Here is a 23,995-nt window from a genome sequence, read left to right as displayed (position 1 = left end):
GGGAAAGGACTCCGTCTTGAACGGAGGGAACCCACCGCTAGTGTGCGGTTGAACGGTTCCCATTGATGTGGCGGGGGCTGCTTGCATCAGGTGAACAGGATGATCAGAGCGATGACAAGGCCGAACAGACCGGTCGCTTCGCAAAGCGCGAAGCCGAGCAGCAGGTTGGTCGTCTGGCTGGCGGCCGCGCCCGGATTGCGCAGGGCGCCGGACAGATAACTGCCGAACACGTTGCCGATGCCGACGCCGGCACCGACGAGCGCGATACAGGCAAGGCCCGCGCCAATCATTTTAGCTGCCTGAAGTTCCATATGATGTTCCTTCCTAGATTAAGGCCGTAATTAATGCCGAAAATTAGTGACCGTGTAGGTGAAGCGCTTCGTTCATGTAAATGCAGGTCAGGATCGCGAAGACATAGGCTTGTAAGAACGCGACCAGCATTTCCAGAGCGAAGATGGCGATGATCAGTGCCATCGGCGCTACCGCAAGCACGGTAAGTATGCCGCCAGCACCGCCTAAAAGCACCACGAAGCCCGCGAACACCTGAAGCATGGTGTGTCCTGCCAACATGTTGGCAAAAAGACGAACGGACAGGCTGACGGGGCGTGTCAGAAACGAAATGACCTCGATCGGCACCAACAAAAGCTGCAGTGCGAACGGAGCCTTCGGCACGAAGAGCATCAAGAAGCCCAATCCGTGCTTAGCAAAGCCCACCACCACCATCATCAGGATGACGAAGCACGCCAGCGCGAGGGTTACCGCGATCTGGCTGGTCACCGTGAAGGTGTAGGGGATAAGCCCGAAGAAGTTGGAGAAGAGAATGAACATAAACAGGGTGAAGACGAAGGGGAAGAACTTGAGTCCTTCTTTGCCCATCGTCGATTTGACCATGTTCTGGACAAACTCGTAGGAAATCTCGGCCATCGACTGCATCCGTGAGGGCACCAGGCTGTTTTTCTTGACCGACAGGGTCAGAAACAGCGAGGCAAATGCCACCACAATGCACATGAAGAAGGCTTGGTTGGTGAAGTAGATCTCGTGGCCACCAATATTCAGCAGCGGATGCTGGCTGAACATAGGGGCGACCTCGAACTGCTCCATGGGTTTCATCGCCACGGCGCTATTTCTCCCAATCCTTTGCCGCCAATTCGGCGTTTATCTCTTTGGCAGCGGCTAGGACATTACGAATGCCGGCAGCCGCCCCCATCAACGTCAGCACAACTATACCCCACGGTCGCGTGTGCCAAGGCGACCAATGGTCAAAGGCCCAATCTATTCCCCAACCGATGGCGCCACCGACAACAAAGGCAACAACCAACTCGATACCGAAGCGGGAGGCTATCCCGATTGGCGTCGTCGGGGAGGATTTGACCTCCGGCGAACGTTTCCGTTCGGCTTCTGCAATGCGCTCGCTTAGGGCTTTTATATCGTCAGGCTGGTCGGGTGACATTGGCCCCCCTTTCCGCATTAACGCTTGGCCTTAAACTCTCGCAACCGCTCGAAAGCAATGGGACCATAGGGTTACTGCTATGTGGCGTCAAGCTGGAGCACTTTGCCGCAACCCGCTGAAATGCTTCAAAAAAAGAGGGGCGCGGCGATTTGCACTAGACCAGCACGGACAAAAAGTTAATCCCACAGCGTGTGGCCATTGGTAACGATCCTCCGCGCGCGATGCATTGCATGAAAAAACGCCCCTGCGCAACATGGGCGTAGGGGCGTCTGGCATTAACCAATGGATAAACTTACTCGGCGGCGACGCGCTCGGCCTCGGTCAGCGATACCGAAACCAGCTGGCTGACGCCGCGCTCGCTCATGGTAACGCCGAACAGCCGATGCATGCGCGACATGGTCAGTGCATGGTGGGTGATGACCAGAAAGCGGGTCTGGGTCAGGCGGTTCATCTCGTCCATGATGGCGCAATACCGCTCGACATTGGCATCGTCGAGCGGGGCGTCCACTTCGTCGAGTACGCAGACTGGGGCGGGATTGACCAGAAAGACGGCGAAAATCAGCGCCAGTGCGGTCAGCGCCTGCTCTCCACCTGACAGAAGCGATAAGGATTGCAGCCGCTTACCCGGCGGGCGGGCGTAAATTTCAAGGCCCGCCTGCAACGGATCATCCGATTCGGTGAAGGTCAGCTTGGCTTCGCCGCCCTGGAACAGTTTGGCGAACAGGCTCTGGAAATTCACGTTGACCTTGTCAAAGGCTTCCGACAGCCGTTCGCGGCCTTCACGATTAAGGCTTTGAATGCCGCGGCGCAGCTTTTCAATCGCCTGGGTCAGGTCGTCCCGGTCGGCGATCAGGGTGTTGAGGCGATTCTCCGCTTCGGTGGCTTCTTCTTCGGCGCGTAAATTCACGCCGCCAAGCTGTTCACGCTCGGCTTTGAGTTTCTCGACCTTCTTTTCTGCCTGATCCTGCGGCGGCAGTTCAGAAGCGTCTTTAATCTCGGCACGTTCGGGCAAACCTTCAGGTTCGATCTCGAGCTCATCGCGGATGCGGGTTTCCAGCTCGACCAGACGGGCGGTTTCCGCTTCGACCAGAGCTTCGGCTCGGGCGCGTTCTTCGCGGGCGCTTGATGCCGCCGATTCGGCAGCCTTAGCGCGCTTGTCGGCATCGGTCAGTGTGGCTTCGGCGGTGGCGCGCTTGTCAGCGGCTTCTTTGCGGGCGCTGTCGGCAGTGGCAATGGCTTCGATCAGCGCACCACGCTTTTCTGCGATGGCGGCGGGCTGGGCTTCGGCCGTGGTCAGTTCGTTCTGTAATTCTCCGACGCGGCGATCCATCTCGACAATCTGGGCGGCGGCGGCGGTGCGGCGCTCCTCCCAGCGGGTCTTTTCGTTGGCAATGGCCAACAAACGGCGGGCGCGGGTTTCCTGATCGCGTTTTAAGCCTTCAAGCTGGGCGCGGGCATTCGAGCTGGCACCGCGGGCTTCGGTTGCCGTTTGACGGGCTTCGGCGTTCTGTTGGACCAGGGCGGCGTTGTTGCCCAGTTCGGCAAGGCCCTGTGCCGCTTGCTTTTCACCTTCAAGTGCGCGGTCGCGGGTTTCGGTGATGCGGCGGATTTCGGCTTCCCAGAACGCCAGTTTCGAGGCGCGTTCAGCTGCAGCCCGGGCGGCCTTGGTGGCCAAATCCTGCGCCGCCATGATCGAGCGCTGTAAATTGCGCTCGTTCTGTTCTGCGTCGCGTGATGTTGTGCGGGCAGTGACGGTGGCTTCGCGGGCGGCTGCATAAGCTGCGGCCGCTTCGTCTTTTGCTTTTTTGGCGGTTTCGATCTGGCCTTGCAGGGCGGCGAGCCGGTTGCGCTGCGCCAGCCGCACGGCTTCTGCCGACGGAGCATCGGCCGATGCGCGGAAACCGTCCCAGCGCCACAGATCCCCACGTTTGGAGACCAGACGTTGACCGGGTTTGAGCAGCTTCTGCAGCTCGGCGCCCTGATCGGGTTCGATCACGCCGGTCATCGCCAGACGGCGGGCCAGCGCTTCGGGGGCCTGGACAAAGCTCGACAGCTGGATCGCGCCGCCGGGCAGGGGGCTTAAGCCGTCATAGTCGCCCAGATTGCGCCAGTGATGTGGGGCTGCTTCATCAAGCGGGGCTTCAAGATCATCGCCCAGCGCTGAAGCCAGCGCGGCTTCCATGCCCGGTTCCACGGTAACGGCATCGACCAGTGGTGGCCATTTGCCCGCACCGGCGCCTGAGCGCAGAAAATCACTGAGGGCTTTTGCTTCGGCAGAAAGTTTGTTGACTTCGCGTTCGGCATTTTCCACCGGCGCCCGCAAAGCCTGTTCGGCTTTTTCAGCTTCCTGTAAATGCTGGCGCGCCTGGGCCACAGCGGCGGTGGCCTGTTCGGCCACTCGGCGGGCTTCGGCTACGGCTTCTTCGGTGGTTTTGACGTCAGGTGCGCCCGAGGCTTCCGCCGCCGCCGTATCGAGGCGGCTTTGCGCCTGTGATAACTGGCGTCCCGAGGCTTCTGCCAGATCGGCGGCCTGACGACGGGCGCGCAACAGGCTGCCTTCGCGCGCATTATGCTCGGCCAGTTCCGAGGTCAGCTTTTCCAGCAGACGTTCGGCATCGTTGAGCGTTTCGTTCAGCTCCGCCGCGCGGCTTTCGGCGGCGACAAGTTCGGTGCCCGATTGTTCCTGCGCGGTTTTAAGTTCGGTTTCTTCGGCGTTTAAATGGCAAAGGGCTGCTTCGGCGTCCTTGACCAGCGCATTTTCGCGGTCACGGTCTTGGCTGGTTTGGGTCAGTCGCTGATGGAGCGACTGCGCCAGTTCCAGTGCACGTTTTTCTTCGGCATCCAATGCTTCGCGCTGCAACACCAGCCGGTGCAGAATGGCGTTCTTTTCCGCCTCAGCTTCACGCAAGGGGGGCAGTATCTCGGCGGTTTCGGCCTGTGTGGCACTGGCGATCGCGGCGGTGGCGGTGGTGCTTTCAACCACGGCCATGGCTGCGGCCAGCGCTTCACGGGCCTTTTCGGTGCGAAGCTTGGCCGCTGTCCAGCGCAGGTGAAAGGCCAGCGCTTCGGCTTTGCGGATATGGCCAGACAGATTGCGGTAACGCGAGGCCAGACGCGCCTGCCGTTTGAGGCTCTGTACCTGACTTTCGACTTCGCCGATAACATCGGTCAGGCGGCCCAGATTGGTTTCGGCGGCTTTCAGGCGGATTTCGGCTTCGTGGCGGCGCTGATGCAGACCTGAAATGCCGGCGGCTTCTTCCAGAACGGCGCGGCGGGCCTGTGGCTTCTGGCTGACCAGCTGGCCGATCATACCCTGACGTACAAAGGCGGTCGATGAGGCACCCGACGATGCGTCGGCAAAGAACAGCTGCACGTCGCGCTGGCGCACATCACGGCCATTGATGCGATAGACCGAACCGGCTTCACGTTCGATCCGCCGGGAAATCTCGATCGTGTCGCTTTCATTATAGGGCGGGTTGGCCGAACGGTCAGAATTGTCGACCGTCAGCATCACCTCGGCCATATTGCGGGCAGGGCGGTTGGACGACCCCGCGAAAATCACGTCGTCCATTTCCGTGCCACGGATCGAGGTGGCGCGATGTTCGCCCATCACCCAGCGCAAGGCATCAAACAGATTGGACTTGCCACAGCCATTGGGGCCGACGATGGCCGTCAGCCCCGGCTGAATGAGCAGTTCGGTCGGTTCCACAAAAGATTTGAAACCGGATAATCTGAGGCGTTCGAACTTCAAGAAACAGGTCCCATTTTCAGTTCATATGCGCTTTTTGCGTCGTGCCAGTTTCACTTCTTGGCCAGAAGTGTATCCAGTTTTTCCTTTAGCTCTTCCCAGGTCGCCCCGCCAGCGCGCCACAGCTCTCCATTGATGATGATGTCGGGCACGCCGTTGAGGTCGTATTTCTTCTGCGCTTCTGCAGCGTTGCGGTTGAGCCGTTCCTGCGATTTGGCATCGGCCATGCACTGATCAACCTGCGTCGGGCTGAGGCCAGCAATTTTGGCCACCGAGATAATACCGCCGCGCACGTCGGTAATGCCGTTTTCCGGGTCCCACTTTTCCTGGTTACGGAACATCAGATCCATAAACTGGAAATAATTTTCCTTGGGCAGGCAGGCCCGCGCAATGCCTTCGACAGCACCATCCGCCGGGCTGATCGGGAATACGCGCAGCACATAGCGCACCTTGCCGGTGTCGATATAATCCCGCTTAAGATTTGGGATCACCGTTTCATTGAAGTGGGCGCAATGCGGGCAGGACGGTGCAGCATATTCCAGCACCGTGATTGGCGCGTTGGGCGAGCCCATGATCATATCATCGGCATACAGCGTCAGCTTCTGAGGCCCGGCATTTTGCAGCCCATTGCCGGTATCGGCATTACGGCCCAAAAGAATATAGGCCACCGCTGCGGCGATCAGGACTACGCCCGCTACCGCGGCCATGACGATCTGGCGGCGGGAAATTGGCCCATCCTTGGGCTTTTCAACCGCATGAACAGCGGCCTTCTTGGCCGCGGATTTCTTGAGGACGGGGGCGGTTGCTGCGCCGCTCTGGCGTAAGATCTCTCGTAACGCGCCGATTTCGCTGCGTTCGGCAGTGGCTTCCGTGGTCTGGCCAGTCTGGTTGAACTGGCCCGCCTTCTGTTCGCGGTCGGTGATCAGTTTGGACAGCGCGGCCAAAATCTCGCTGTCGCCGTAATCGGCTTTTGCCGCTGCGGCTAGTTCCAGAACCTGAGAAAGCGTCTGTCGACGGGTTTCGCTTTCCGCCGCCTGCAAGGCATTGTCGATAAGGTCCTTAAGGGCCATTTCCTAAACTCCTACCAATCGCCTAAAGATCACTAAAGTCCTGTACTTGGTTTGCCGCGTCGGGCGCGCGCCAGCCGGACCAGGGCGGCCCGTACATCGTCCGGCCCACCATATCTGTTAACCGGATCGTCCGGGCTAACTTGGTCGGCATAGCGGCGACGTAACGGTTGCGGGGGCGGTGACGCAAGGGGGCCTTGCACGAATTTCAGCTTTGTTACCGCATTCCGCCCCAGATAATCGTTGATCCGCCCCGCTAGGGGGCGGGTTTCGTATTGCAGGAACACCGCCGCGCCCGGTTCAGCTTTTAGTGTCAGCACCCCACCTGACAACCGCACCGGCAGGCAGACTTTGGCCACATCGGCACCGGCAATCTCGCTCCAGTGCAGCACCAGGGCAGGGTCGGAAAACCCCGCACGAACAAAGCCAGCCTGACCAATGACCGAACCGTCGGCCGACAGGGCTTCGATACGTCCTCTCCTTTGCGCCTCTTGTGGCGTCTCGGGGGACGGCTTTGTGGTGCGATGAGCTGTCATGGCGCTTTTCTGCATGCGCAATCCTGCCGGATGGCGCGCCGCCGACGCAACGGTACACCCATGACTTGTCCACAGTTAATTTGCGGCCGGTCGGTGGTTAAGCATGCCAAAATGAGAGTGTTTCACCCTTTCACGCCCGAAACCCGGCCTGCATTTTGTATCCCGCGCTTCAGTGCTTCTTTAGTGCCGCTTCGACTTTCGCCTTGAAGTGGTCATAGTCAATTGTATCAAGCTGAACCACCTCGCCATTAATGACAAAGGTCGGCACGGATTCAATATTGTAACGCATCTGACCATCTTGAGCGACGCGGTTGACGCGGTCGATGGCTTCCGTGTTGGAGACGCATTGGTCGAATTTGGCTTCATTCATGCCAAATTTGGCCGAAACCGCCAAAAGGCCGGGGCGGGGGTCTGCAACATTATATTCCGGGTCCCATTTGGACTGATTGCGGAAAACCTGATCGAGATAGGGGTAATATTTCCCCGGCGGCAGACAGCGCGCTACGGCTTCAATCGCGCCATCGACCGAGGTGATCGGATAAACACGCAGCGCATAGAGCACTTTACCGCTGTCGATATAGTCTTTCTTAAAACGCGGCATCACCGTTTCATTGAAATGACCGCAATGCGGGCAGGCGGGCGAAGCGTATTCGATAACCACCACAGGGGCGTAAGGCGCGCCCATGGTGCGGTCATCTTTTAAAATGCCGTATTGGGTGGCGGCGGTGCTGGCATTGGCGCTGTTATCACCGCTCCAGAAGAAAACGCCTGCAGCGGCACCAATTACCACGACTGCGGTAACGGCCGCTATTGCGATGCGTTTGCGGGATAAGTACGCCATGCTATGTCCTCCGTTGGGCGGGCCACTATAGTCCCGATCTTAACGCGGGTGGCAAGAGGACATCGATGGCAATCGCAACCGCCGTCAGACGGCTTTTGGCGTGGTACGACAAAAACAAACGGGATCTGCCCTGGCGCCATGACCGGCCAGAGCCTTATCAGGTCTGGCTTTCTGAGATCATGCTGCAGCAGACCACTGTGGCGGCGGTTGAATCCTATTACCGAAAATTCATCACCCGCTGGCCAACGGTTCAGGATCTGGCGATGGCACCGCTTGACGATCTGCTTGCCGCTTGGTCGGGGCTGGGCTACTACGCCCGCGCCCGTAATTTGCACAAAGCGGCGGGTATCGTAGCGGCCCGTGGCGGCTTCTTTCCGGATACGATTGAAGAATTGACGGCGCTGCCCGGTATCGGTGCCTATACCGCCGGGGCCATTGGCGCGATTGCCTTTGGGTTGAAAGCGGCTGCGGTCGATGCCAATGCTGAACGTGTGATTGCCCGCTTTTATGCCGTTCGCACCCCCATTCCGGCGGCGCGCCCCGAAATTCGTGCGCTGGCCGACAAAATGGTCCCGGCTGACCGACCGGGCGATTTTGCCCAGAGTTTGATGGATCTGGGTTCGATGGTCTGCACCCAGAAGCCGTTGTGCGCTGACTGCCCGTTGGCCAAAGATTGTGCCGGATTTGCCCAAGGTATTGCAGAAACACTGCCCGCTCGGGCGGCCAAATCGGCCAAACCACAGCGCCGGGCGGTGGCCTTTGTGGTGGAAGATGGCGCGGGCAGGGTGCTGCTGCTGCAACGCCCCCCAAAAGGATTGCTGGGCGGAATGTGGCAGCCGCCGATGACGCCGCTTGAGGTGCCGTCACCAAGCCAGACAGAGATTGATGCAGCGAGGCCCTTTTCCGCGCGCTGGCACAAAGTGCCGGGTACTGTTCGCCACGTCTTCACCCATTTTGCGCTGGAGGTCGAGGTCTGGCGGGCCAAGCTTAGCGATGCATCCGGGCGTGGCGGCAATCTGGGGCGCTGGCAGCCTCAGGATAAGCTGGACGAGGTCGGCCTGCCCACCGTGATGCGAAAAATCCTGCGCCATGGTCTGGTGGCGCAGGATTCCAATTTGGATATTTGATCTCAGGCGATCTTACTTTTCCGTCTTTTCCGGGCGAAAGCCCAGAGCGACGAGATATAGCTCGACCGATTCGGCGCGACTGGCCGGCGGCTTGGCATGTTTGACGTCGGCAAAACGCTTCTTGACGCGAATCAACAGTTCGTTGGTGGTGCCACCCTGAAAGACCTTGCCGATAAAGGCTCCGCCCGGCACCAGCACCTCTTCGGCCAGATCCAGCGCCGCTTCAAATAAAGCAAGGGTGCGGATATGGTCGGTCTGGCGGTGCCCCGTGGTGGGCGATGCCATATCGGTCATGACCAGATCGGCCGGCCCGCCCATGGCAGCTTTCAGCATGTCCGGTGTGTCCTGATCGAGCAGGTCACACTGGAAAATCTCGACCCCGGCAATCGGCTCCATCGGCAGAATGTCGGCGGCGACGATCTTACCCTTATCCCCGATCAGTTCAGCGGCGACCTGGCTCCAGCCCCCGGGGGCGGCGCCCAGATCCAGCACCCGCATCCCCGGTTTAATCAGGCGGAACCGGCTGTCCAATTCCTTCAGCTTGAAGGCCGCCCGCGAGCGGTATCCCTTGGTCTTGGCCGCCACCACATAAGGGTCGTTAAGCTGGCGTTCCAGCCAGCGGGTCGATGCGGCACTGCGACGGCGGGCCGTTTGTACACGTACCCGTCCGCTGCTGCGGTCCGATCCGAAATCACTTCCTCTCACGCTTATTATTCCTTCAGCAAATCACGCAAAATGCCTTCCCGCAGGCCCCGGTCGGCAACACGCAACCGTTCACAGGGCCAAGTGGCTTGGATGGCGTTATAGATCGCGCAGCCGGGAATGATAAGATCTGCCCGCTCTTCACCAACACAGCCAATGGTAGTGCGTGCCGGGCGGTCCAGCCCGATCAGTGATTGGGTTATGTCATACATGGCGGCACTGTCATGCCAGGTGCCGTCAACCTTTGATCGTACGTAACGCGGCAGTTTCAGCGCAATTCCAGCTAAAGTCGTCACCGTGCCGGATGTGCCGAGCAGGTGATGGGCTGTCGCGTCGAAGGGGCCGATACCGTCCATCTCGCGCCGCATGGCGGCAAAATGTTCCAGCATCATAGCATACATTTCTGCGTAGCCGAGATGTTCAGATTCGGCCAGTGTCATTACCCCGACGGGGACTGAACAAAAATGCACCATCTCGATCTTAGTCAGATGTGGTGCTGTGAAGGCCGGGTTTTCCGCCGAATGGGGGGCGAGGGCTGGGCTTGGCAGAGTTCTGCGCATAAGCCAGATGACTTCGGTCGAGCCACCGCCAATATCGAACACCAATGCACCCTGATAAGAATCACCCACCAGCGGGGCGCAGCCCAGCGCCGCTAGGCGTGCTTCTTCTTGTGCTGATACGACGTCAAGTTGCAAGCCGGTTTCCGCCGCGGCCCGCGCGATCAGCTCGCCCGCATTGGCCGCCCGACGACAGGCTGCGGTAGCGACAGCGCGCACGCGGATGTCTTTGTGGCGGTTAATGCGGGCGGCGCAAATCTTCAGCGCATCCAGGGTGCGGCGCATGGCCGGTTCGGACAGCCGCCCGGTCTGGGCCATCTGCTCGCCCAAGCGGACAATGCGCGAAAACGAATCGACGACGTTCAGATTATCGTCAGTCATCCGCCCAATCAGCAAGCGGCAGTTGTTGGTGCCAAGATCAATCGCCGCAAGCAATGCGCGCGCCGCTTTCTTTCTGCGGCGTCGTCTTTTTTTTGCGCGAATTACCGGCTCCAAATGCTTGCCTCACATATAAGCGTAGCTGATGGTCAATATGCGCACACGCCTGCCTTGCGCACCAGCGGCGCGAAAGGCGTAAGGCCGTTACCCTGATTTTTGAAAACCGTCCCACCCACGCAATTGTGACAGTTATAGCGTAGCTGATTTCGCAATTACCATTGCCAAGGGCCCCACTTGGCTAAAAAAACGCCCGTACCGCCCGTTTTTGTCGGTCGTTAAGGTGATCGCCCTTTCGTTAAGCCTTGCCGGGGAGCTGTGCGTCCGGGGGCTATGGTGGTGAATGCTGCTGATATTTTTATCAAAAAATGCTGGTTAAGACTTGCAGGGCCCGCCGCCATGGGCTAAACGGTGCGCCCCGACCGATATGGTCTGGCCGTTGGGGGATCGTCTAACGGTAGGACAGCGGACTCTGACTCCGCCAGTCTAGGTTCGAATCCTAGTCCCCCAGCCAATTGATTTCCTTACATATATTTGGCCCATGCCAGCCCCGATGCCCCACGGGGCGGTAATCCGTTTCAGGCTTCAGATTTGCTAGTGAAGGCAATCAGGCTGTCGGTGGAGCTGGAATTGCCCATCGCTTGGCGGACAAAATGGAACAGCGGCTTAGTCTGACGGGGCCGTTGTAATCATTACCTAGTTATCAAATACGCGTGCTACAAGTTTTGTAGCGATCCACCGCACAATGCCAGCAACAGTTATGTGCCGTCGTTGGGGAATTTAAAACGCGTTGCATTGCTATGTGCACCGCTTGGTCAGCTCGCCCGACGATATGGATTACATAAATTCCATCACACTTATGGGGCGGCCATTTGATCCGTATCCCTTCATCCTGTTCAATTTGGTGCCGTCAATGATGGTCGCCGTACAGGCCCCGATCATTATGATGAGGTAGAACCGATAGGACGTTCGCGATCTTCAACGTGCCCAAAATGATTGCCAGGTCAATCTGAAGGCGGGGGGTTAAAGTCGGGCGATTTCAGAAAAATAAATCAGTTGCTGCATCATCAGTGGACCATCTGATGAAAATTCAGGAAATGAAACCGACATGCTAGCCAAAATAACGCCCAGAAAATCATAGGCGGCGCTTATAAATGCACTGCCTATGAACGGGTGTTTTATATATACGATTTCCAACCATATTTTTGAATTGGGATATACGTCGGAATAAGTTCTGGTGATGGGATCAGCATTAGATTGAATATCGATAAATCAATATCTATCTGCCGACAAAGTGTCTCATCAATGATAACGAAAATGCGGTCACCATAATTTTCAAGCTTCATTAAAAGACGCTCGAACTGTTTTAACTGTCGTACCGGCATAGCTTGAGCAGAAAGTGTAAGGTGAACATGGGACTGCTTCATCAAGTGATGCAAAATCGGTGTCGCGTTTTTGAAAAAACGACGATTGAGAGCGGCATCAAGCTGAATTGTTAGATTGGGTATGGCTTTCGATGTTTTATGGTTTACCCAAACTTTACCGTACTGAAGTCTGCGGGCGATAATTTCCTGTACAGAATTGAGTAAGTTTGTATCTGTGACGTAGTCTATTGGTGCGGCCCAGAGGTGATCCCTGGCAAAATTGCGCATCGACAACCCTGTAATCCAATCAGAGATGACGAGGGGAATAAGCGCGGGATTTAAGATTGGAAACGAGCGCATAAAATAGAAAATTCTGCTAAATCCACCGGGGATAATACCGTGGCGTATGAGGCGAAAAATAATGCCGATACTTTGAAGTTTCGTATAGCCGCCACTATAGCTGGGTATGCCAAAATAGCGTATTTTATTGCGGATACGATTTCCTATTCCTGCATCGCTAAGTAATGAGCGATAGATGCCACGGTAATGATGGGACATGTCATCATCACTCATATTTTTTGGGATAATATTGGTGAATAATTGTGTGTTATCGGCATCGTCATGAACTTCACGTAATCGGCCTTCACGAACCATGCGGTCATAGAGTGGCGTGTGGGGCATAGCCGTCAATTGACCGATCATGGCTGATTGAATACCTGCATCGGTGATAAAGCGGTATTGGGTTTCAAATGTTTGAGATGTGTCATTATCAAAGCCGATAATAAAGCCAGCAAGGATATCAATGCCCTGTGAGTAAATTCGTCGCACGGATGTAAGAATGTCTTCACGCAGGTTTTGCTTTTTACCTGTCTCCGTCAGGCTGACTGGATCGGTGGATTCAATTCCGATAAAAACCCAACCGAAATTAGCCGCTTTGAACAGCCGCAATAGCTCGTCATCCTGGGCCAGATTTAATGAAACTTCTGTACCAAAGGAAAATTTATAGTGATGCACATTCTGGTATTCGACTAGAAAAGATAACAAATCCTTGGCTTTTTTTTTGTTGCCGATAAAATTATCATCAACGAAAAATATGCTGTGCACACCAAGTTGGCGTAGGGCATCCAATTCATGTCCAACCTGAGTGCTGCTTTTCATCCGTGGTTCGCGACCAAACATGACAATAATATCGCAAAATTCACAGGTGAATGGACATCCGCGCGAATATTGTAGCGTGGCATTTGAGTAAAGTGAAAGTTTGAGTAAATCAAAACGCGGTACCGGAGAATCCGACAAATTTACTGTTCCGGTTTCGCGGTACAATGTTTTAGGGCAACCGTTGATAAAGTCGCGGCAAAATTCCGGCCAAATATATTCAGATTCACCAGCAACAACCGTATCTGCCAGGCCATCATATTTTTCGGGGTTCAGTGAAGCTGCCGCACCACCTACGGTGACGTAATATTTCTTTTCTCTGTAATAGCGGATCAGTTCACGTTGGCGGGGGGCTTGCACCCCCATGCCCCCAATGCCGATAATGTCTGCATCCGGTGCAAGCGGTACGGCCTCAATATTCTCATCAATGATTTCAACCTGCCAATCGGCAGGGCATAAAGCCGCAACGGTTGCCAAGCCCAGTGGCGGGTTGACCGCACGTTTGCCGGGCAGGACTGTGTGAACGGCCCATTTAAAGCTCCAGAAACTATCCGGAGCTCTTGGATTAATCAGTAGTAGACGCATCATACCCCCTGTAAATGTTGAAAGATGGGTAGTGCACTCTAATCAATTCTAAATGTTGAAATGTGCTATGCTGCGAGGTCCGTATTGCGACAGCTACGCAGGCGTGATGAGGATGCGCTTATTTCTGGTATTAGCAAGAGCAGCCTATAGTTTGTTAATACATTTCCTGCTGTGGGGCTTGAAATGTTTTTCTGAGCCATCGTGCCGAGGAAGTCGTCTTGTTATCCAAGCCACCAGCGCCATATAGCTGAGAAGTGCACTTCCGTGGCAGCACAGCCTTAGGAAACTAAGAGCGAATATGACCGCCCCGGCGTAACCATTACAACTGCTACCTATAGGTTAATTGCGTCGTTAAGTGCTGCACCAATATAGTACGGCTTACTGGATTTTGAACGTTACCGTTGATATTATTGCCTTGTTACCAATGATTTGAGGGTGAAATGGCGGAAAATATCAATGTACTCGCAGGCAAAACTGTCTCGGCGGCGCTGCTGGCTAATATTCCGCGGTTAGTGACTGCCTATTTTTCGCATGTGCCTGATCCTGAAATCGTTTCGCAACGTGTCGCTTTCGGTACATCCGGGCACCGTGGTGCGGCTCTGGCGGGCTCTTTTAATGAGGCGCACATTCTGGCGATTACTCAGGCTGTTTGCCAGTATCGTAGTCAGGCCGGTATTGATGGTCCGTTGTTCTTGGGTATGGATACACATGCTTTATCCGAGCCCGCTTTCGTCAGTGCGATCGAGGTTCTGGCCGCCAATGGCGTGGTGACGATGATCGACGAGCATGGCGGCTATACCCCGACGCCAGTGATTTCTCACGCCATTCTGGCCTATAATCGCGGCCGCGAAACGGGCCTTGCCGACGGTATTGTGATTAGCCCGTCGCATAACCCGCCGGATGAAGGGGGATTCAAATACAACCCCCCCAATGGCGGGCCGGCAGATGTCGATGTTACCCGGGGTATCGAGGCGGCGGCAAACGCGTTTTTGGAAAAAAAACTCGTAGGTGTGGCACGTATCCCTTATGAGCGGGCCTGTAAAGCGGCCTGCATTCAACGTCATGATTATACGTCGCCCTATGTCGCTGATCTTGAAAACGTGATTGATCTTGAGGCGATCCGTTCTGCAGGGGTGCGGATTGGGATCGATCCGTTGGGGGGTGCCGCTGTCCATTACTGGCAGCCCATCATCGAACGCTACAAGATCGCCGCCACCGTGGTGAACGATGCCGTCGATCCGACATTCCGCTTTATGAACCTCGATTGGGACGGCAAGATTCGTATGGATTGTTCATCGGCTTATGCGATGGCAAGCCTGATTGCGATGCGCGAGAAATTTGATATCGCCTTTGCCAACGACACCGATGCAGACCGGCATGGTATTGTTTGCCCGTCGAGTGGGCTGATGAATCCCAATCACTATCTTGCCGCCGCGATTGCGTATCTTTTCACCAATCGCCCGGGTTGGCGCAGTGATAGTGCTGTCGGTAAGACAGCCGTTTCCAGCGGAATGATTGATCGTGTGGCCACAAAACTCGGGCGTAAGCTGGTTGAGGTTCCGGTTGGTTTTAAATGGTTCAGCGCAGGGCTCGTTGACGGATCGCTTGGTTTCGGTGGCGAGGAAAGTGCGGGCGCTTCGTTCTTGCGTCAGGATGGATCGGTATGGACGACCGATAAAGACGGTCTGATCCTCGGCTTGCTCGCGGCGGAAATTGTTGCGCGCACGGGGCGTGACCCGAGCCAGTTATACGATACTGTCACCAGTGATTTGGGAAAATCTAACTACCAACGGATTGATGCGCCGGCATCGCGCGAACAGAAGAAGCTGCTGGCAAAGCTGGAGCCAGCTCAATTCGATGCCAAGGAACTGGCTGGTGAGGTGATTGAAGCGAAATTAACCCGTGCGCCGGGGAACGATCAGCCTATCGGCGGCATCAAGGTCGTTTCAAAGAATGGCTGGTTTGCGGCGCGGCCCTCTGGAACCGAAGATGTCTATAAGCTCTATGCGGAAAGCTTTAAGGGGTCAGAGCACCTTAAGCAAATTCAGCAGGATGCACAGGCCGCCATCGCCCGCGTACTGGGGTAATGCTTTGACGTATCGCGGTATGATCTGCCGGGATCATAACGCGATTGTCTAAATACTGATGTGGTCATTGATTTAACGCACGCCACGAAACCGCGTCGGCGGTAGCCCCAGGGTTTTGCGAAACACCCGTGAAAAATGCAGGGTGTCAGAAAATCCGATGCTTTCCGCTACCTGTTTAACCAACGCATCCGATTGCTGCAGCAGCGTAGCGGCATGATGCATCTTTAGGCGTAGCAAAAACTGATAGGGGCTGGTCTGTTCATAGCGGCGGAACAGGCGACACAGATAGGCTTCAGTCACGCGGCAGGCTGCGGCGGCTTCGGTCAGGCTGTGCAATGAGAGAAAATTCTGTTCGATATGGCGGCGGCAACGTTGATAGGTGGCAAAGGCCACGGTCTCCGGCCCGGTAAGCGGTGCTGCTGAGGCGGCGATCTTCAACGCCAGGCAATCGAGCAGATGGACACATAATTCGCTGTTCTGGCTCCCCCCGCGCACGCCGGCCTGGATCATCTCTTCGAACAAGGGGGCCAGAGCATGGGACGGGTAAACCTGTGCCACATGATCCGGACCGGGTAAAATGGATGATCGGATTTTTTCTGCGCGGTTGCCTGAAAAACAGACAAAGTATTTGCTAAACGGATCAGTGGCTTTACAGCCAATTTCCAGCGCTGTGCCGGGACCATAGGCAAAAACCCGTCCGGCGGACAGTGCGTTCTGCTCCTCACCCAGTTTTAGCCAGCCGCTGCCAGCGACGACATATTCCAGACAAAAAAAGGGCAAGCCGTCACGACGGATGGCATAGTCAGGGGCGCAGATTTCCAAACCGCCACAGGCAACCGTCAGGGCTTTTGGGGCTGGGGCCATGCCGAAGTAAAACCGCCGCGAGTGGGCGACCTGCGCCGAAAAGAAAGCCGGGGCGACCACTGATGGAGGGATTGGTAAGGTGGCGTGGCGCATATGTGAAAGCCAATAATATCCATATCACTGCCAACAATAGCCATTTATTGGCGGCTTTGTCGATCCTATCCTAACCATAATAATCCATAGCCCGGATACACGGGCAGGATCGGGAAACGCAAATTATACCGCAGACCGTTTGGCTGTTTGCCATGCTGTCTGCTGGGCTTTGTAAGGGCGGGAAGGGACCTATGGTCCATTGTCTGGCACTCGATTTCGGTGCTTCCAGCATCCGCGTGGTTGATATCGCGCTGGTGGACGAGCGGCTGCATCTGCAGGAGCTTGCCCGTCTTGCCAATGGCCCGGTCTCACAGGGTGGCCATCTGATCTGGGATTATCCGAAGATTTTTTCCTGGCTTGAGCAGACATTGTGCACCGCAGGGGCTTCCGGCGTACCATATGCCAGTGTGGGGGCGGATAGCTGGGGTGTCGATTATGTTCTTCTAGATGGTGCCGGGCAGATGATCGGGGCGCCGGTCTCTTACCGTGATCCGCGTAGTGCTGGGCAGATTGATATGATCGCGGCCCATATTGGCCCTGCGGATCTTTATGCCGCCACCGGCATTCCCAATATGTCGTTCAACACATTGTATCAGTTGGCTGCCTTGCAGGATGAGGTGCCACAGGATATTGCCGCGGCCTGCCGCCTGCTGTTTACCGCCGATTATGTCCATTATTGGCTGTCGGGTGTGGCGGCGAATGAGCGGACCCTCGCATCGACCAGCCAGATGCTGGGGCTTGATGGGGGGTGGCTGTCACCGATTTTATGTCATCTTGGTTTATCCGATACCGTTTTGCCGTTGCTGGTTGCTCCTGGCACGGCATTAGGGCCGGTGCGATCACCCTTTGGGCTTAACGCTCAGGTGATCGCCCCGGCCTCTCACGATACCCAGTCGGCCATTCTGGCCGTTCCGGCGGTGGGGGATGACTGGGCTTATTTGTCGAGTGGCACATGGTCGATCCTGGGTGTCGAATCCTCGGTGCCGTTTACCGGGCCCGCAGCTTTGGCCGCAGGCATCGGAAACGAGGCGGGGTTTGGCGGAACCTTCTGCGTGCAATCAACCGTTACCGGTCTGTGGCTGGTGCAGGAAATCAGCCGTCAACTCGGCGGGGCCGACATTGCATCGCTGGCTCTGGCGGCGGCTGAGGCTACGCCAATGCGCACATTAATCAATCCGGCCGCAGCGCGGTTTCTGGCCCCACCGGATATGATTGCTGAAATCCGTATGGCGGCACGCGAAACCGGCGAGGCAGTGCCGCAAACCCCGGACGAGCTGGTGCGCTGCGCCTATGACAGTCTGGCTTTATTCTATCGCAGCAAAATTACTGAATTATCCGCGCTGACCGGCCGGGCCATCCGCCAATTGCATGTCGTGGGGGGCGGTGCGCATGCGGATCTGCTCAACCGATTGTGCGCGGCGGCGACCGGGCTTACCGTATGGGCCGGGCCGGGGGAGGCCACCGCGCTGGGTAATGGGCTGGCGCAGTTGATTTCGATGGGCGTGGTGGCCGATGCCGCCGCTGCCCGCCGCCTGGTGCGCGACAGCTTTGCCCCAACCCGCTGCGACCCGATCCCTTTGCCGGGGCTGGACGCAGCAGTCGCACGTTTCGATAAAATCTGTACCAATCATCAGGAACTCGTATGACGGACCAATTGTGTTTACGCCGTGAAATGATCGCCACCTGCCTGCGCATGAATGCGGCCGGACTGAATGTCGGTTCGGCTGGCAATCTGTCGGCACGCATCGGTAAAGGCTTTCTGGTTACGCCTTCCGGCATGGCCTATGAGGCGCTTGAGCCCGAACATATCGTCGAGATGGACTGGCAGGCGCGCTATTACGGCAATTACATTCCGACCTCAGAATGGCGTTTTCATTACGCCATCTTAAAGGCGCGGCCCGATGCCAATGTTGTGCTGCACAGCCACGCGCCCCATTGCGCCATACTGGCTTGTTGCCACCTCGATATTCCGCCGATCCACTACATGATCGCGGCGGCGGGCGGCGATGTCGTCAAATGCTCGGGCTATGCGCCCTTCGGCACGCCGGAGCTGTCCGAGATGGCGCTGGACGCCTTGGGGCCGCGCAACGCCTGCCTGCTTGGCAATCACGGCGTCATCGTGCTGGGTGCCACCATCGAAAAGGCTTTCTGTCTGCTGGAAGAGGTGGAAAACCTCGCCCGCACCTATATCGCGACGCGGATGCTTGGTTGTGGCGTCACGCTGTCTGGCCCGGACATGGCGGTGGTGCTGGAGCGCTTCAAAACTTACGGCAAACAGCCGGACGAACTGACGAAGATTGTCTTCGATCCGGCCAATGCCGTCGTGCCGCCCGAACGGGGTGGCGATAAATTAGAATAAGAACCTTGGAGGGATTTTATGAACTCTGTTTTCGACGGTGATCTGCCCAAAATCGGTATTCGCCCAACTATTGACGGGCGGGCCGGTGTGCGCGAAACGCTGGAAGCCCAGACCATGGGCATGGCAAATGCGGTGGCCGAACTGATCGGCAAAACGCTGCGCCATCCCAACGGCAAGGCGGTGGAATGCGTCATTGCCGATCGCACCATCAGCGGCTTTGCCGAGGCTGCGGCCTGCGCCGACAAATTCGCCCACCTCAATGTGGGGGCCACAATCACCGTCACGCCGTGCTGGTGTTATGGTTCGGAAACCATGGATCTCGATCCCCAGATTCCTAAAGCGGTGTGGGGCTTCAACGGTACAGAACGTCCGGGTGCGGTGTATCTTGCCGCGGTGCTGGCGGCGCATAACCAGAAAGGCTTACCCGCTTTCGGCATCTATGGCCGCGATGTGCAGGATCAGGCCGACCGTAGCATTCCTGCCGATGTCGAAGCAAAAATTCTGCGCTTTGTCCGTGCGGCGCTGGCGGTGGCGCATATGCGCGGCAAGGCCTATTTAAGCATCGGCGGGGTGTCGATGGGTATCGCCGGTTCGATCGTCGATCAGGCCTTCTTTCAGAAATATCTCGGCATTCGCCCTGAATGCATTGATATGAGCGAGGTTCAGCGCCGCCTGCAGCTTGGCATCTTCGATCATGACGAGTTTAAAAAGGCGATGGGCTGGGTAGAAGCCCATTGCACCGAAGGGGCTGATATCAACCCACCGGAAAAACAGCATAGCCCGGAACTCAAAAAACGCGAATGGGAACAGTGTGTGCAGATGGCGATGATCGGTCGCGATCTGATGGTTGGTAACCCAAGGCTTGCCGAAATGGGGCTGCACGAGGAATCCAACGGCCATCACGCCATTCTGGCCGGGTTTCAGGGCCAACGGCAGTGGACCGACTTCATGCCCAACGGCGATTTCCTTGAAACCATGCTCAACACTTCGTTTGACTGGAACGGGCCCAGGACACCCTTCGTGTTGGCGACGGAGAATGATTGCCTTAACGGTGTCGGCATGTTGTTCAACTATCTGCTGACCCAGCGGGCGCAGATATTCTCGGATGTGCGCACCTTCTGGAGCCCGGAAGCGATTGCCCGGGTCAGCGGCTGGCAGCCGGAAGGGGCGGCGGCCAATGGTGTCATCCATCTGATCAATTCGGGGGCAACCTGTCTGGATGCCACTGGCGAGATGATGGTGGGGGGGGCCCCGGCCATAAAGCCGTTCTGGGATGTCACCGACGCCGATATGGCTGCCTGTCTGAAGGCAACGCAGTTCCGTCCGGCCAATGTCGATTATTTCCGTGGCGGTGGGTATTCGACCAATTTCGCCACCCGGGGCGGCATGCCGCTAACCATGGTGCGCGTGAATCTGGTCGATGGTCTTGGCCCGGTGTTGCAGATTGCCGAAGGGCAAAGTGCCAGCCTGCCCAAGGTGGTGCATGATACCCTCGACCAGCGGACCGACCCAACCTGGCCGACAACATGGTTCGTGCCGCGCTTGACTGGGGGCGGACCGTTCCAGTCAGTTTATCATGTCATGGCGGCATGGGGGGCCAATCACGGGGCGATTTCCTATGGCCATATTGGCGGTGATCTGATGGCGCTGGCGGCGATGCTGCGCATTCCGGTTGCCATGCATAATGTGGCCGAGGCTGAGATTTTCCGCCCCAGCGCTTGGAACATGTTTGGCATGGAGCCCGTGGGGGCAGATTATCGCGCCTGTGCCGCCTATGGCCCGCTGTACGGTTGAGGATGGGCAAAATGCTGAAAGGTATTTCACCACTGATCTCGCCAGATCTGTTGGCCGTGCTCGCCCGCATGGGCCATGGCGACGAGATTGTGCTGGCCGATGCGCATTTCCCCGGTGAGACATTTAATCGTCGTGTTTTGCGTGCTGACGGGGTGCGGGTGGCCCCATTGCTGGCGGCCATCCTGCCTTTGTTCGTGCTGGATGCCTATGTTTCAGCCCCTGTTATCATGATGGCACCGGTGCCGGGCGACAGTCTCGATCAGAACTTGCTGGCATCTTACCGTGCAGAAATCGACCATTTCGCGCCGGATGCGCCAGATACTAACTTTATAGAGCGCTTTGCGTTTTACGAGCGTGCCAAGTCGGCTTTCGCTGTGGTGATCACTGGGGAAACCGGCAAGTACGGCAATATTATTTTGAAGAAGGGCGTAACGCCGCTCGCGTAAGGAGCGGCAAACAAAAAATAAGGCCGGAAAATTCGGTCAGGGAGGACACGCATGAGTACCGATGGTGCGCAGGGCAAGGCTCAGCGTTATACGCTGGCGTTCGTCTTGATTGTCAGTTTGTTTTTTGCCTGGGGCATTGCCAACAGTCTCAATGACATTCTGATTCCGCAGTTCAAGAAGGCTTTTGTGCTGACCGACCTGCAGACCGGTCTGGTTCAGTCGGCTTTTTATGGCGGGTATTTTCTGCTGGCGATCCCGGCGGCAATATTCTCGCGTCACTTCGGCTATAAGGCGGCGGTAGTGTTTGGGCTGTGTATTTTTGCCTTAGGTGCGTTTTTGTTCCTGCCAGCAGCGCGTATGCATGCTTATAGCTTTTTCCTGATGGCGCTATTGGTCATTGCAAGTGGATTGGCTTTTCTTGAAACTTCGGCCAACCCTTTGGTTGCGGCACTGGGTTCCGTGGAAAGCTCTGGGCGGCGGCTGAATTTCGCGCAGGCATTTAATCCACTTGGGGTGCTGACTGGTGTTTTTGTCGGCCGCTGTTTCATTCTTTCCGATGAGAGCCAGTCTGCGCAGCAATTATCCTTTGCGGTTGTCGGGCCTTATTTGGTGATTGCCGGATGTATTTTGTTGGCTGCCTTGGTCATCTATCTGGTGAAATTTCCACCAATTGCGACTGCCCGGGTGGAAAAGGGCAGCGTGTCGGGCGGGTTCAAGCCGCTTCTGCATCATCCCCGCTTTATGTTTGGCGTGGCAGCGCAGTTTTTCTATATCGCGGCACAGGTCGGGGTGTGGAGTTTTACCATACGCTATACCCAGCATGCCGTGCCAGGCATTACCGTTACTAAGGCAGCTGAGGTTTTGTTCTGGTCGCAGTTTGCCTTCATGGTTGGGCGCTTCATTGGTACGGCGCTTATGGGGACAATTATGCCAGAACGGTTGATGGCGGTTTATGGCGCCATCGCAGCGGCATTGACATTGGGGGCGACCCTTGTCGGCGGTTGGACCGGGGTGATGTGTCTGGCTGCGACCAGCTTCTTCATGTCGATCATGTTCCCGACCATTTTTGCCGGGGCTATCCGCGGTTTGGGGCCGCTCACTAAACCCGGATCGTCATTTTTGGTGATGGCAATTATTGGGGGGGCGGTGGCCCCACCGGTAATGGGGCTGATCTCCGGTGCATCGTCAATGCAGTATGCGATGATTGTGCCGTGCTTATGCTTCTTGGTGGTGACAGCTTTTTCGTTGGTCAGCAGCACTGAATGGCGCCCAGTCCTGCATCACCGGTCAAAAGTTGTAACACCTTAAAATTTCGTGGGGGCATCTTCGTATCACGCCCGGAGATGCCTTATGTGGGGCCGGCCGGCATATTACTTAAAACCGACCGGCCCAAGGTAAATGCACTTTGATTTTAGGCGATGGTTATACTTTATTCTGCACTTGCACCTGCCGAAGTTTTTTTCTTTTGTCCTTCAAAAAAGCGAATGTAATAGCCAAGGCAGGCGTATCCGTTGCTGACGGATCCGGTATCCTTGGCAATGGTATTAATCCAATTTGCCTTTTGAGATAATTCACGCCTGACCCAATTACAAATGCTAATAGAGATGCCGTGACGCTGTGCTGTTTCCTGAATCAGTTTGAGTTTTTCAACACAAATAGATTTTTCAGGGGCTAAGCGTGAACGCTGTTTTATATGCGTCTGATTTTCTTCCATCAGGTAAGATTGGAAAAACTCAGGCAGTAATGCAGGGTCAAAGTGATTTATATATTGTGCAATAAGGGAAAGATTTGCCAGATCAGCCGTTAAAAATTCTGGCTTGATATTGACAACCCCCGCGGCGGCCAGCGCAGAAATGTATTCTTCAACACATTCTGGTGTCAGGTAAGGCAGGATTAGCGGTTGGCATAATACTGAACTCGATACCAAGCCCAATTGCTGGCAGCGTTGCATTACCTCTAAGCGATCTGCAATTGTACCGGCATGTGGCTCGAGAATATTGCGCAGATATTGCGGCATAATTCCGATTGAGCCATTCCATTGCGCGTTACCAGCCAGTTTGCCGGCCAGTGATAAAATCGTATCTCCACGATGCGTAACACTAACCTGCTTCATACCCGCTTTGGAGCAGATGAATAAACGAACGGATGAGTCAGGGTGACGATCATAATGATTAATGAACGTTCGTAAAATATCATGAGCAACGCCAGAGACAAGATGTGGCTCACTAAAGGCGTCAGTTTTGGGTGAAAAATAATAGAAAACAGAATTGTTAGTGTTTCTCTCAAGCGATTTTTTTAGTTTTTCCGTGTAGTTTGTGAAAACAGTTATCTGCTTGCACTGATTGCCATCTGTCACAAGGCAATACTGACAGGATATCGAGCACGACCCTACCGACGGAGTTACTTCAAAAACATTTGTCGGGCAGATGTTCGTGTAGTTGTGAATTTCAAGTTCTTGGTCTGAATCCGTCTCAGCCTCAAGATAGGTCGAGCTTGGTTGAAGTGCGTTATTATCGAAGAGCGTCTGATAGCGCTTCGAGCCAGCTGCCAAAGCTGCGCGTACTTCTGCAGGAACAGGGTAGGGAAGGTTGAGAGAATCTACCAGCGCATTATCGATCATAATTGGGGTGAAGTTTGGAAGGGTATGTGCTTCACCATGCATTTCGAGATTATTGTAGTTGGGCATTTGGGAGACCCTCCTAGGCCAGGATTTAAATTATTAGCGATTTGTGCTTGATGTGTATCCAGCATGAAATTGTAACGCTTTTACTGTTATGGCTATTAT

20 protein-coding genes and 1 tRNA gene are annotated in these 23,995 nt (G+C 55.9%); 9 read left to right on the top strand and 12 right to left on the bottom strand.

Annotated elements, in window-relative coordinates; all coding sequences use genetic code 11:
• Positions 1-86 precede the first annotated feature (86 nt).
• The 7 genes from ACZ5RI_RS10610 to ACZ5RI_RS10580 all read right to left on the bottom strand — a co-directional run bounded on the left by ACZ5RI_RS10610 (position 87) and on the right by ACZ5RI_RS10580 (position 7,642).
• Positions 87-311, bottom strand: coding sequence for a F0F1 ATP synthase subunit C (locus ACZ5RI_RS10610; protein WP_464512718.1), 225 nt, complete (start codon positions 309-311; stop codon positions 87-89).
• 43 nt (positions 312-354) lie between these two features.
• On the bottom strand, positions 355-1,110 hold the full coding sequence (locus ACZ5RI_RS10605) for a F0F1 ATP synthase subunit A (RefSeq protein ID WP_464515589.1): 756 nt from the start codon (positions 1,108-1,110) through the stop codon (positions 355-357).
• 10 nt (positions 1,111-1,120) lie between these two features.
• Complete coding sequence (locus tag ACZ5RI_RS10600) at positions 1,121-1,450, bottom strand: AtpZ/AtpI family protein (protein WP_464512714.1); 330 nt, start codon at positions 1,448-1,450, stop codon at positions 1,121-1,123.
• Between the two features lie 292 nt (positions 1,451-1,742).
• Complete coding sequence (locus ACZ5RI_RS10595; protein ID WP_464512709.1) at positions 1,743-5,201, bottom strand: chromosome segregation SMC family protein; 3,459 nt, start codon at positions 5,199-5,201, stop codon at positions 1,743-1,745.
• Positions 5,202-5,251: 50 nt separating this feature from the next.
• Positions 5,252-6,268, bottom strand: a complete 1,017-nt coding sequence (locus ACZ5RI_RS10590) for a DsbA family protein (RefSeq protein WP_464512704.1) — start codon at positions 6,266-6,268, stop codon at positions 5,252-5,254.
• A 32-nt stretch (positions 6,269-6,300) separates the two neighbouring features.
• Positions 6,301-6,801, bottom strand: coding sequence for a DciA family protein (locus ACZ5RI_RS10585; protein WP_464512700.1), 501 nt, complete (start codon positions 6,799-6,801; stop codon positions 6,301-6,303).
• A 169-nt stretch (positions 6,802-6,970) separates the two neighbouring features.
• Positions 6,971-7,642: a DsbA family protein gene (locus ACZ5RI_RS10580; RefSeq protein WP_464512696.1), complete on the bottom strand. Its 672-nt coding sequence runs from the start codon at positions 7,640-7,642 to the stop codon at positions 6,971-6,973.
• Positions 7,643-7,707: 65 nt separating this feature from the next.
• On the opposite strand from ACZ5RI_RS10580, the gene mutY reads away from it, so the two are divergent.
• Positions 7,708-8,769: an A/G-specific adenine glycosylase gene (mutY, locus tag ACZ5RI_RS10575; RefSeq protein WP_464512692.1), complete on the top strand. Its 1,062-nt coding sequence runs from the start codon at positions 7,708-7,710 to the stop codon at positions 8,767-8,769.
• Positions 8,770-8,781: 12 nt separating this feature from the next.
• On the opposite strand, the gene ACZ5RI_RS10570 is transcribed toward mutY, so the two are convergent.
• Positions 8,782-9,474: an RlmE family RNA methyltransferase gene (locus ACZ5RI_RS10570; RefSeq protein ID WP_464512688.1), complete on the bottom strand. Its 693-nt coding sequence runs from the start codon at positions 9,472-9,474 to the stop codon at positions 8,782-8,784.
• 5 nt (positions 9,475-9,479) lie between these two features.
• Complete coding sequence (locus ACZ5RI_RS10565) at positions 9,480-10,463, bottom strand: Ppx/GppA phosphatase family protein (RefSeq protein WP_464512684.1); 984 nt, start codon at positions 10,461-10,463, stop codon at positions 9,480-9,482.
• A 440-nt stretch (positions 10,464-10,903) separates the two neighbouring features.
• Here ACZ5RI_RS10565 and ACZ5RI_RS10560 point away from each other — a divergent pair.
• Positions 10,904-10,977 (top strand) — tRNA-Gln (locus ACZ5RI_RS10560).
• A 318-nt stretch (positions 10,978-11,295) separates the two neighbouring features.
• Positions 11,296-11,418 carry a DUF1003 domain-containing protein gene (locus tag ACZ5RI_RS10555; RefSeq protein WP_464515588.1) on the top strand — a complete coding sequence of 41 codons (123 nt, stop codon included), beginning with the start codon at positions 11,296-11,298 and terminating at the stop codon, positions 11,416-11,418.
• Positions 11,419-11,641: 223 nt separating this feature from the next.
• On the opposite strand, the gene ACZ5RI_RS10550 is transcribed toward ACZ5RI_RS10555, so the two are convergent.
• Positions 11,642-13,570 carry a B12-binding domain-containing radical SAM protein gene (locus ACZ5RI_RS10550; protein WP_464512680.1) on the bottom strand — a complete coding sequence of 643 codons (1,929 nt, stop codon included), beginning with the start codon at positions 13,568-13,570 and terminating at the stop codon, positions 11,642-11,644.
• Positions 13,571-14,007: 437 nt separating this feature from the next.
• Between ACZ5RI_RS10550 and pgm the strand changes: the two genes are divergently transcribed.
• Positions 14,008-15,654, top strand: a complete 1,647-nt coding sequence (pgm, locus tag ACZ5RI_RS10545; RefSeq protein WP_464512677.1) for a phosphoglucomutase (alpha-D-glucose-1,6-bisphosphate-dependent) — start codon at positions 14,008-14,010, stop codon at positions 15,652-15,654.
• A 72-nt stretch (positions 15,655-15,726) separates the two neighbouring features.
• On the opposite strand, the gene ACZ5RI_RS10540 is transcribed toward pgm, so the two are convergent.
• A complete protein-coding gene (locus ACZ5RI_RS10540; RefSeq protein ID WP_464512672.1) occupies positions 15,727-16,518 on the bottom strand; it encodes a helix-turn-helix domain-containing protein in 792 nt (263 codons plus the stop codon).
• 284 nt (positions 16,519-16,802) lie between these two features.
• Between ACZ5RI_RS10540 and ACZ5RI_RS10535 the strand changes: the two genes are divergently transcribed.
• From ACZ5RI_RS10535 to fucP, 5 genes are read left to right on the top strand one after another with little or no spacing between them, the layout of a single operon-like run.
• Positions 16,803-18,257 (top strand): rhamnulokinase, encoded by a 1,455-nt coding sequence (locus ACZ5RI_RS10535; RefSeq protein WP_464512668.1) that lies wholly within the window; start codon positions 16,803-16,805, stop codon positions 18,255-18,257.
• Positions 18,254-18,970 (top strand): class II aldolase/adducin family protein, encoded by a 717-nt coding sequence (locus tag ACZ5RI_RS10530; protein WP_464512664.1) that lies wholly within the window; start codon positions 18,254-18,256, stop codon positions 18,968-18,970. Before ACZ5RI_RS10535 ends, ACZ5RI_RS10530 begins: the two co-directional genes overlap by 4 nt.
• An 18-nt stretch (positions 18,971-18,988) precedes the next feature.
• The gene (locus ACZ5RI_RS10525; protein WP_464512660.1) at positions 18,989-20,764 is read left to right on the top strand and encodes an L-fucose isomerase; all 1,776 of its coding nucleotides are present in this window, start codon (positions 18,989-18,991) and stop codon (positions 20,762-20,764) included.
• An 11-nt stretch (positions 20,765-20,775) separates the two neighbouring features.
• Positions 20,776-21,210: an L-fucose mutarotase gene (fucU, locus tag ACZ5RI_RS10520; protein ID WP_464512656.1), complete on the top strand. Its 435-nt coding sequence runs from the start codon at positions 20,776-20,778 to the stop codon at positions 21,208-21,210.
• A gap of 51 nt (positions 21,211-21,261) precedes the next feature.
• A complete protein-coding gene (fucP, locus tag ACZ5RI_RS10515; protein ID WP_464512652.1) occupies positions 21,262-22,518 on the top strand; it encodes an L-fucose:H+ symporter permease in 1,257 nt (418 codons plus the stop codon).
• A 121-nt stretch (positions 22,519-22,639) separates the two neighbouring features.
• On the opposite strand, the gene ACZ5RI_RS10510 is transcribed toward fucP, so the two are convergent.
• Positions 22,640-23,896, bottom strand: coding sequence for a radical SAM family protein (locus ACZ5RI_RS10510; protein ID WP_464512648.1), 1,257 nt, complete (start codon positions 23,894-23,896; stop codon positions 22,640-22,642).
• Between the last annotated feature and the right edge of the window lie 99 nt (positions 23,897-23,995).

This window comes from Micropepsis pineolensis (genome assembly GCF_055392125.1).
Note: the sequence above shows the minus strand (reverse complement) of the source record. Positions and strands in the feature narration are given on the sequence as shown.

Excerpts from the sequence above, each read along its gene's own strand:
- ACZ5RI_RS10580 (WP_464512696.1), bottom strand. The coding sequence starts at position 7,642 with ATGGCGTACTTATCCCGCAAACGCATCGCAATAGCGGCCGTTACCGCA.
- ACZ5RI_RS10590 (WP_464512704.1), bottom strand. The coding sequence starts at position 6,268 with ATGGCCCTTAAGGACCTTATCGACAATGCCTTGCAGGCGGCGGAAAGC.
- ACZ5RI_RS10600 (WP_464512714.1), bottom strand. The coding sequence starts at position 1,450 with ATGTCACCCGACCAGCCTGACGATATAAAAGCCCTAAGCGAGCGCATT.
- fucP (WP_464512652.1), top strand. The coding sequence starts at position 21,262 with ATGAGTACCGATGGTGCGCAGGGCAAGGCTCAGCGTTATACGCTGGCG.
- ACZ5RI_RS10605 (WP_464515589.1), bottom strand. The coding sequence starts at position 1,110 with ATGAAACCCATGGAGCAGTTCGAGGTCGCCCCTATGTTCAGCCAGCAT.
- mutY (WP_464512692.1), top strand. The coding sequence starts at position 7,708 with ATGGCAATCGCAACCGCCGTCAGACGGCTTTTGGCGTGGTACGACAAA.
- ACZ5RI_RS10540 (WP_464512672.1), bottom strand. The coding sequence starts at position 16,518 with ATGGCCCCAGCCCCAAAAGCCCTGACGGTTGCCTGTGGCGGTTTGGAA.
- ACZ5RI_RS10530 (WP_464512664.1), top strand. The coding sequence starts at position 18,254 with ATGACGGACCAATTGTGTTTACGCCGTGAAATGATCGCCACCTGCCTG.
- fucU (WP_464512656.1), top strand. The coding sequence starts at position 20,776 with ATGCTGAAAGGTATTTCACCACTGATCTCGCCAGATCTGTTGGCCGTG.
- ACZ5RI_RS10510 (WP_464512648.1), bottom strand. The coding sequence starts at position 23,896 with ATGCCCAACTACAATAATCTCGAAATGCATGGTGAAGCACATACCCTT.
- ACZ5RI_RS10610 (WP_464512718.1), bottom strand. The coding sequence starts at position 311 with ATGGAACTTCAGGCAGCTAAAATGATTGGCGCGGGCCTTGCCTGTATC.
- ACZ5RI_RS10535 (WP_464512668.1), top strand. The coding sequence starts at position 16,803 with ATGGTCCATTGTCTGGCACTCGATTTCGGTGCTTCCAGCATCCGCGTG.
- ACZ5RI_RS10525 (WP_464512660.1), top strand. The coding sequence starts at position 18,989 with ATGAACTCTGTTTTCGACGGTGATCTGCCCAAAATCGGTATTCGCCCA.
- pgm (WP_464512677.1), top strand. The coding sequence starts at position 14,008 with ATGGCGGAAAATATCAATGTACTCGCAGGCAAAACTGTCTCGGCGGCG.
- ACZ5RI_RS10550 (WP_464512680.1), bottom strand. The coding sequence starts at position 13,570 with ATGATGCGTCTACTACTGATTAATCCAAGAGCTCCGGATAGTTTCTGG.
- ACZ5RI_RS10555 (WP_464515588.1), top strand. The coding sequence starts at position 11,296 with ATGGATTACATAAATTCCATCACACTTATGGGGCGGCCATTTGATCCG.
- ACZ5RI_RS10585 (WP_464512700.1), bottom strand. The coding sequence starts at position 6,801 with ATGACAGCTCATCGCACCACAAAGCCGTCCCCCGAGACGCCACAAGAG.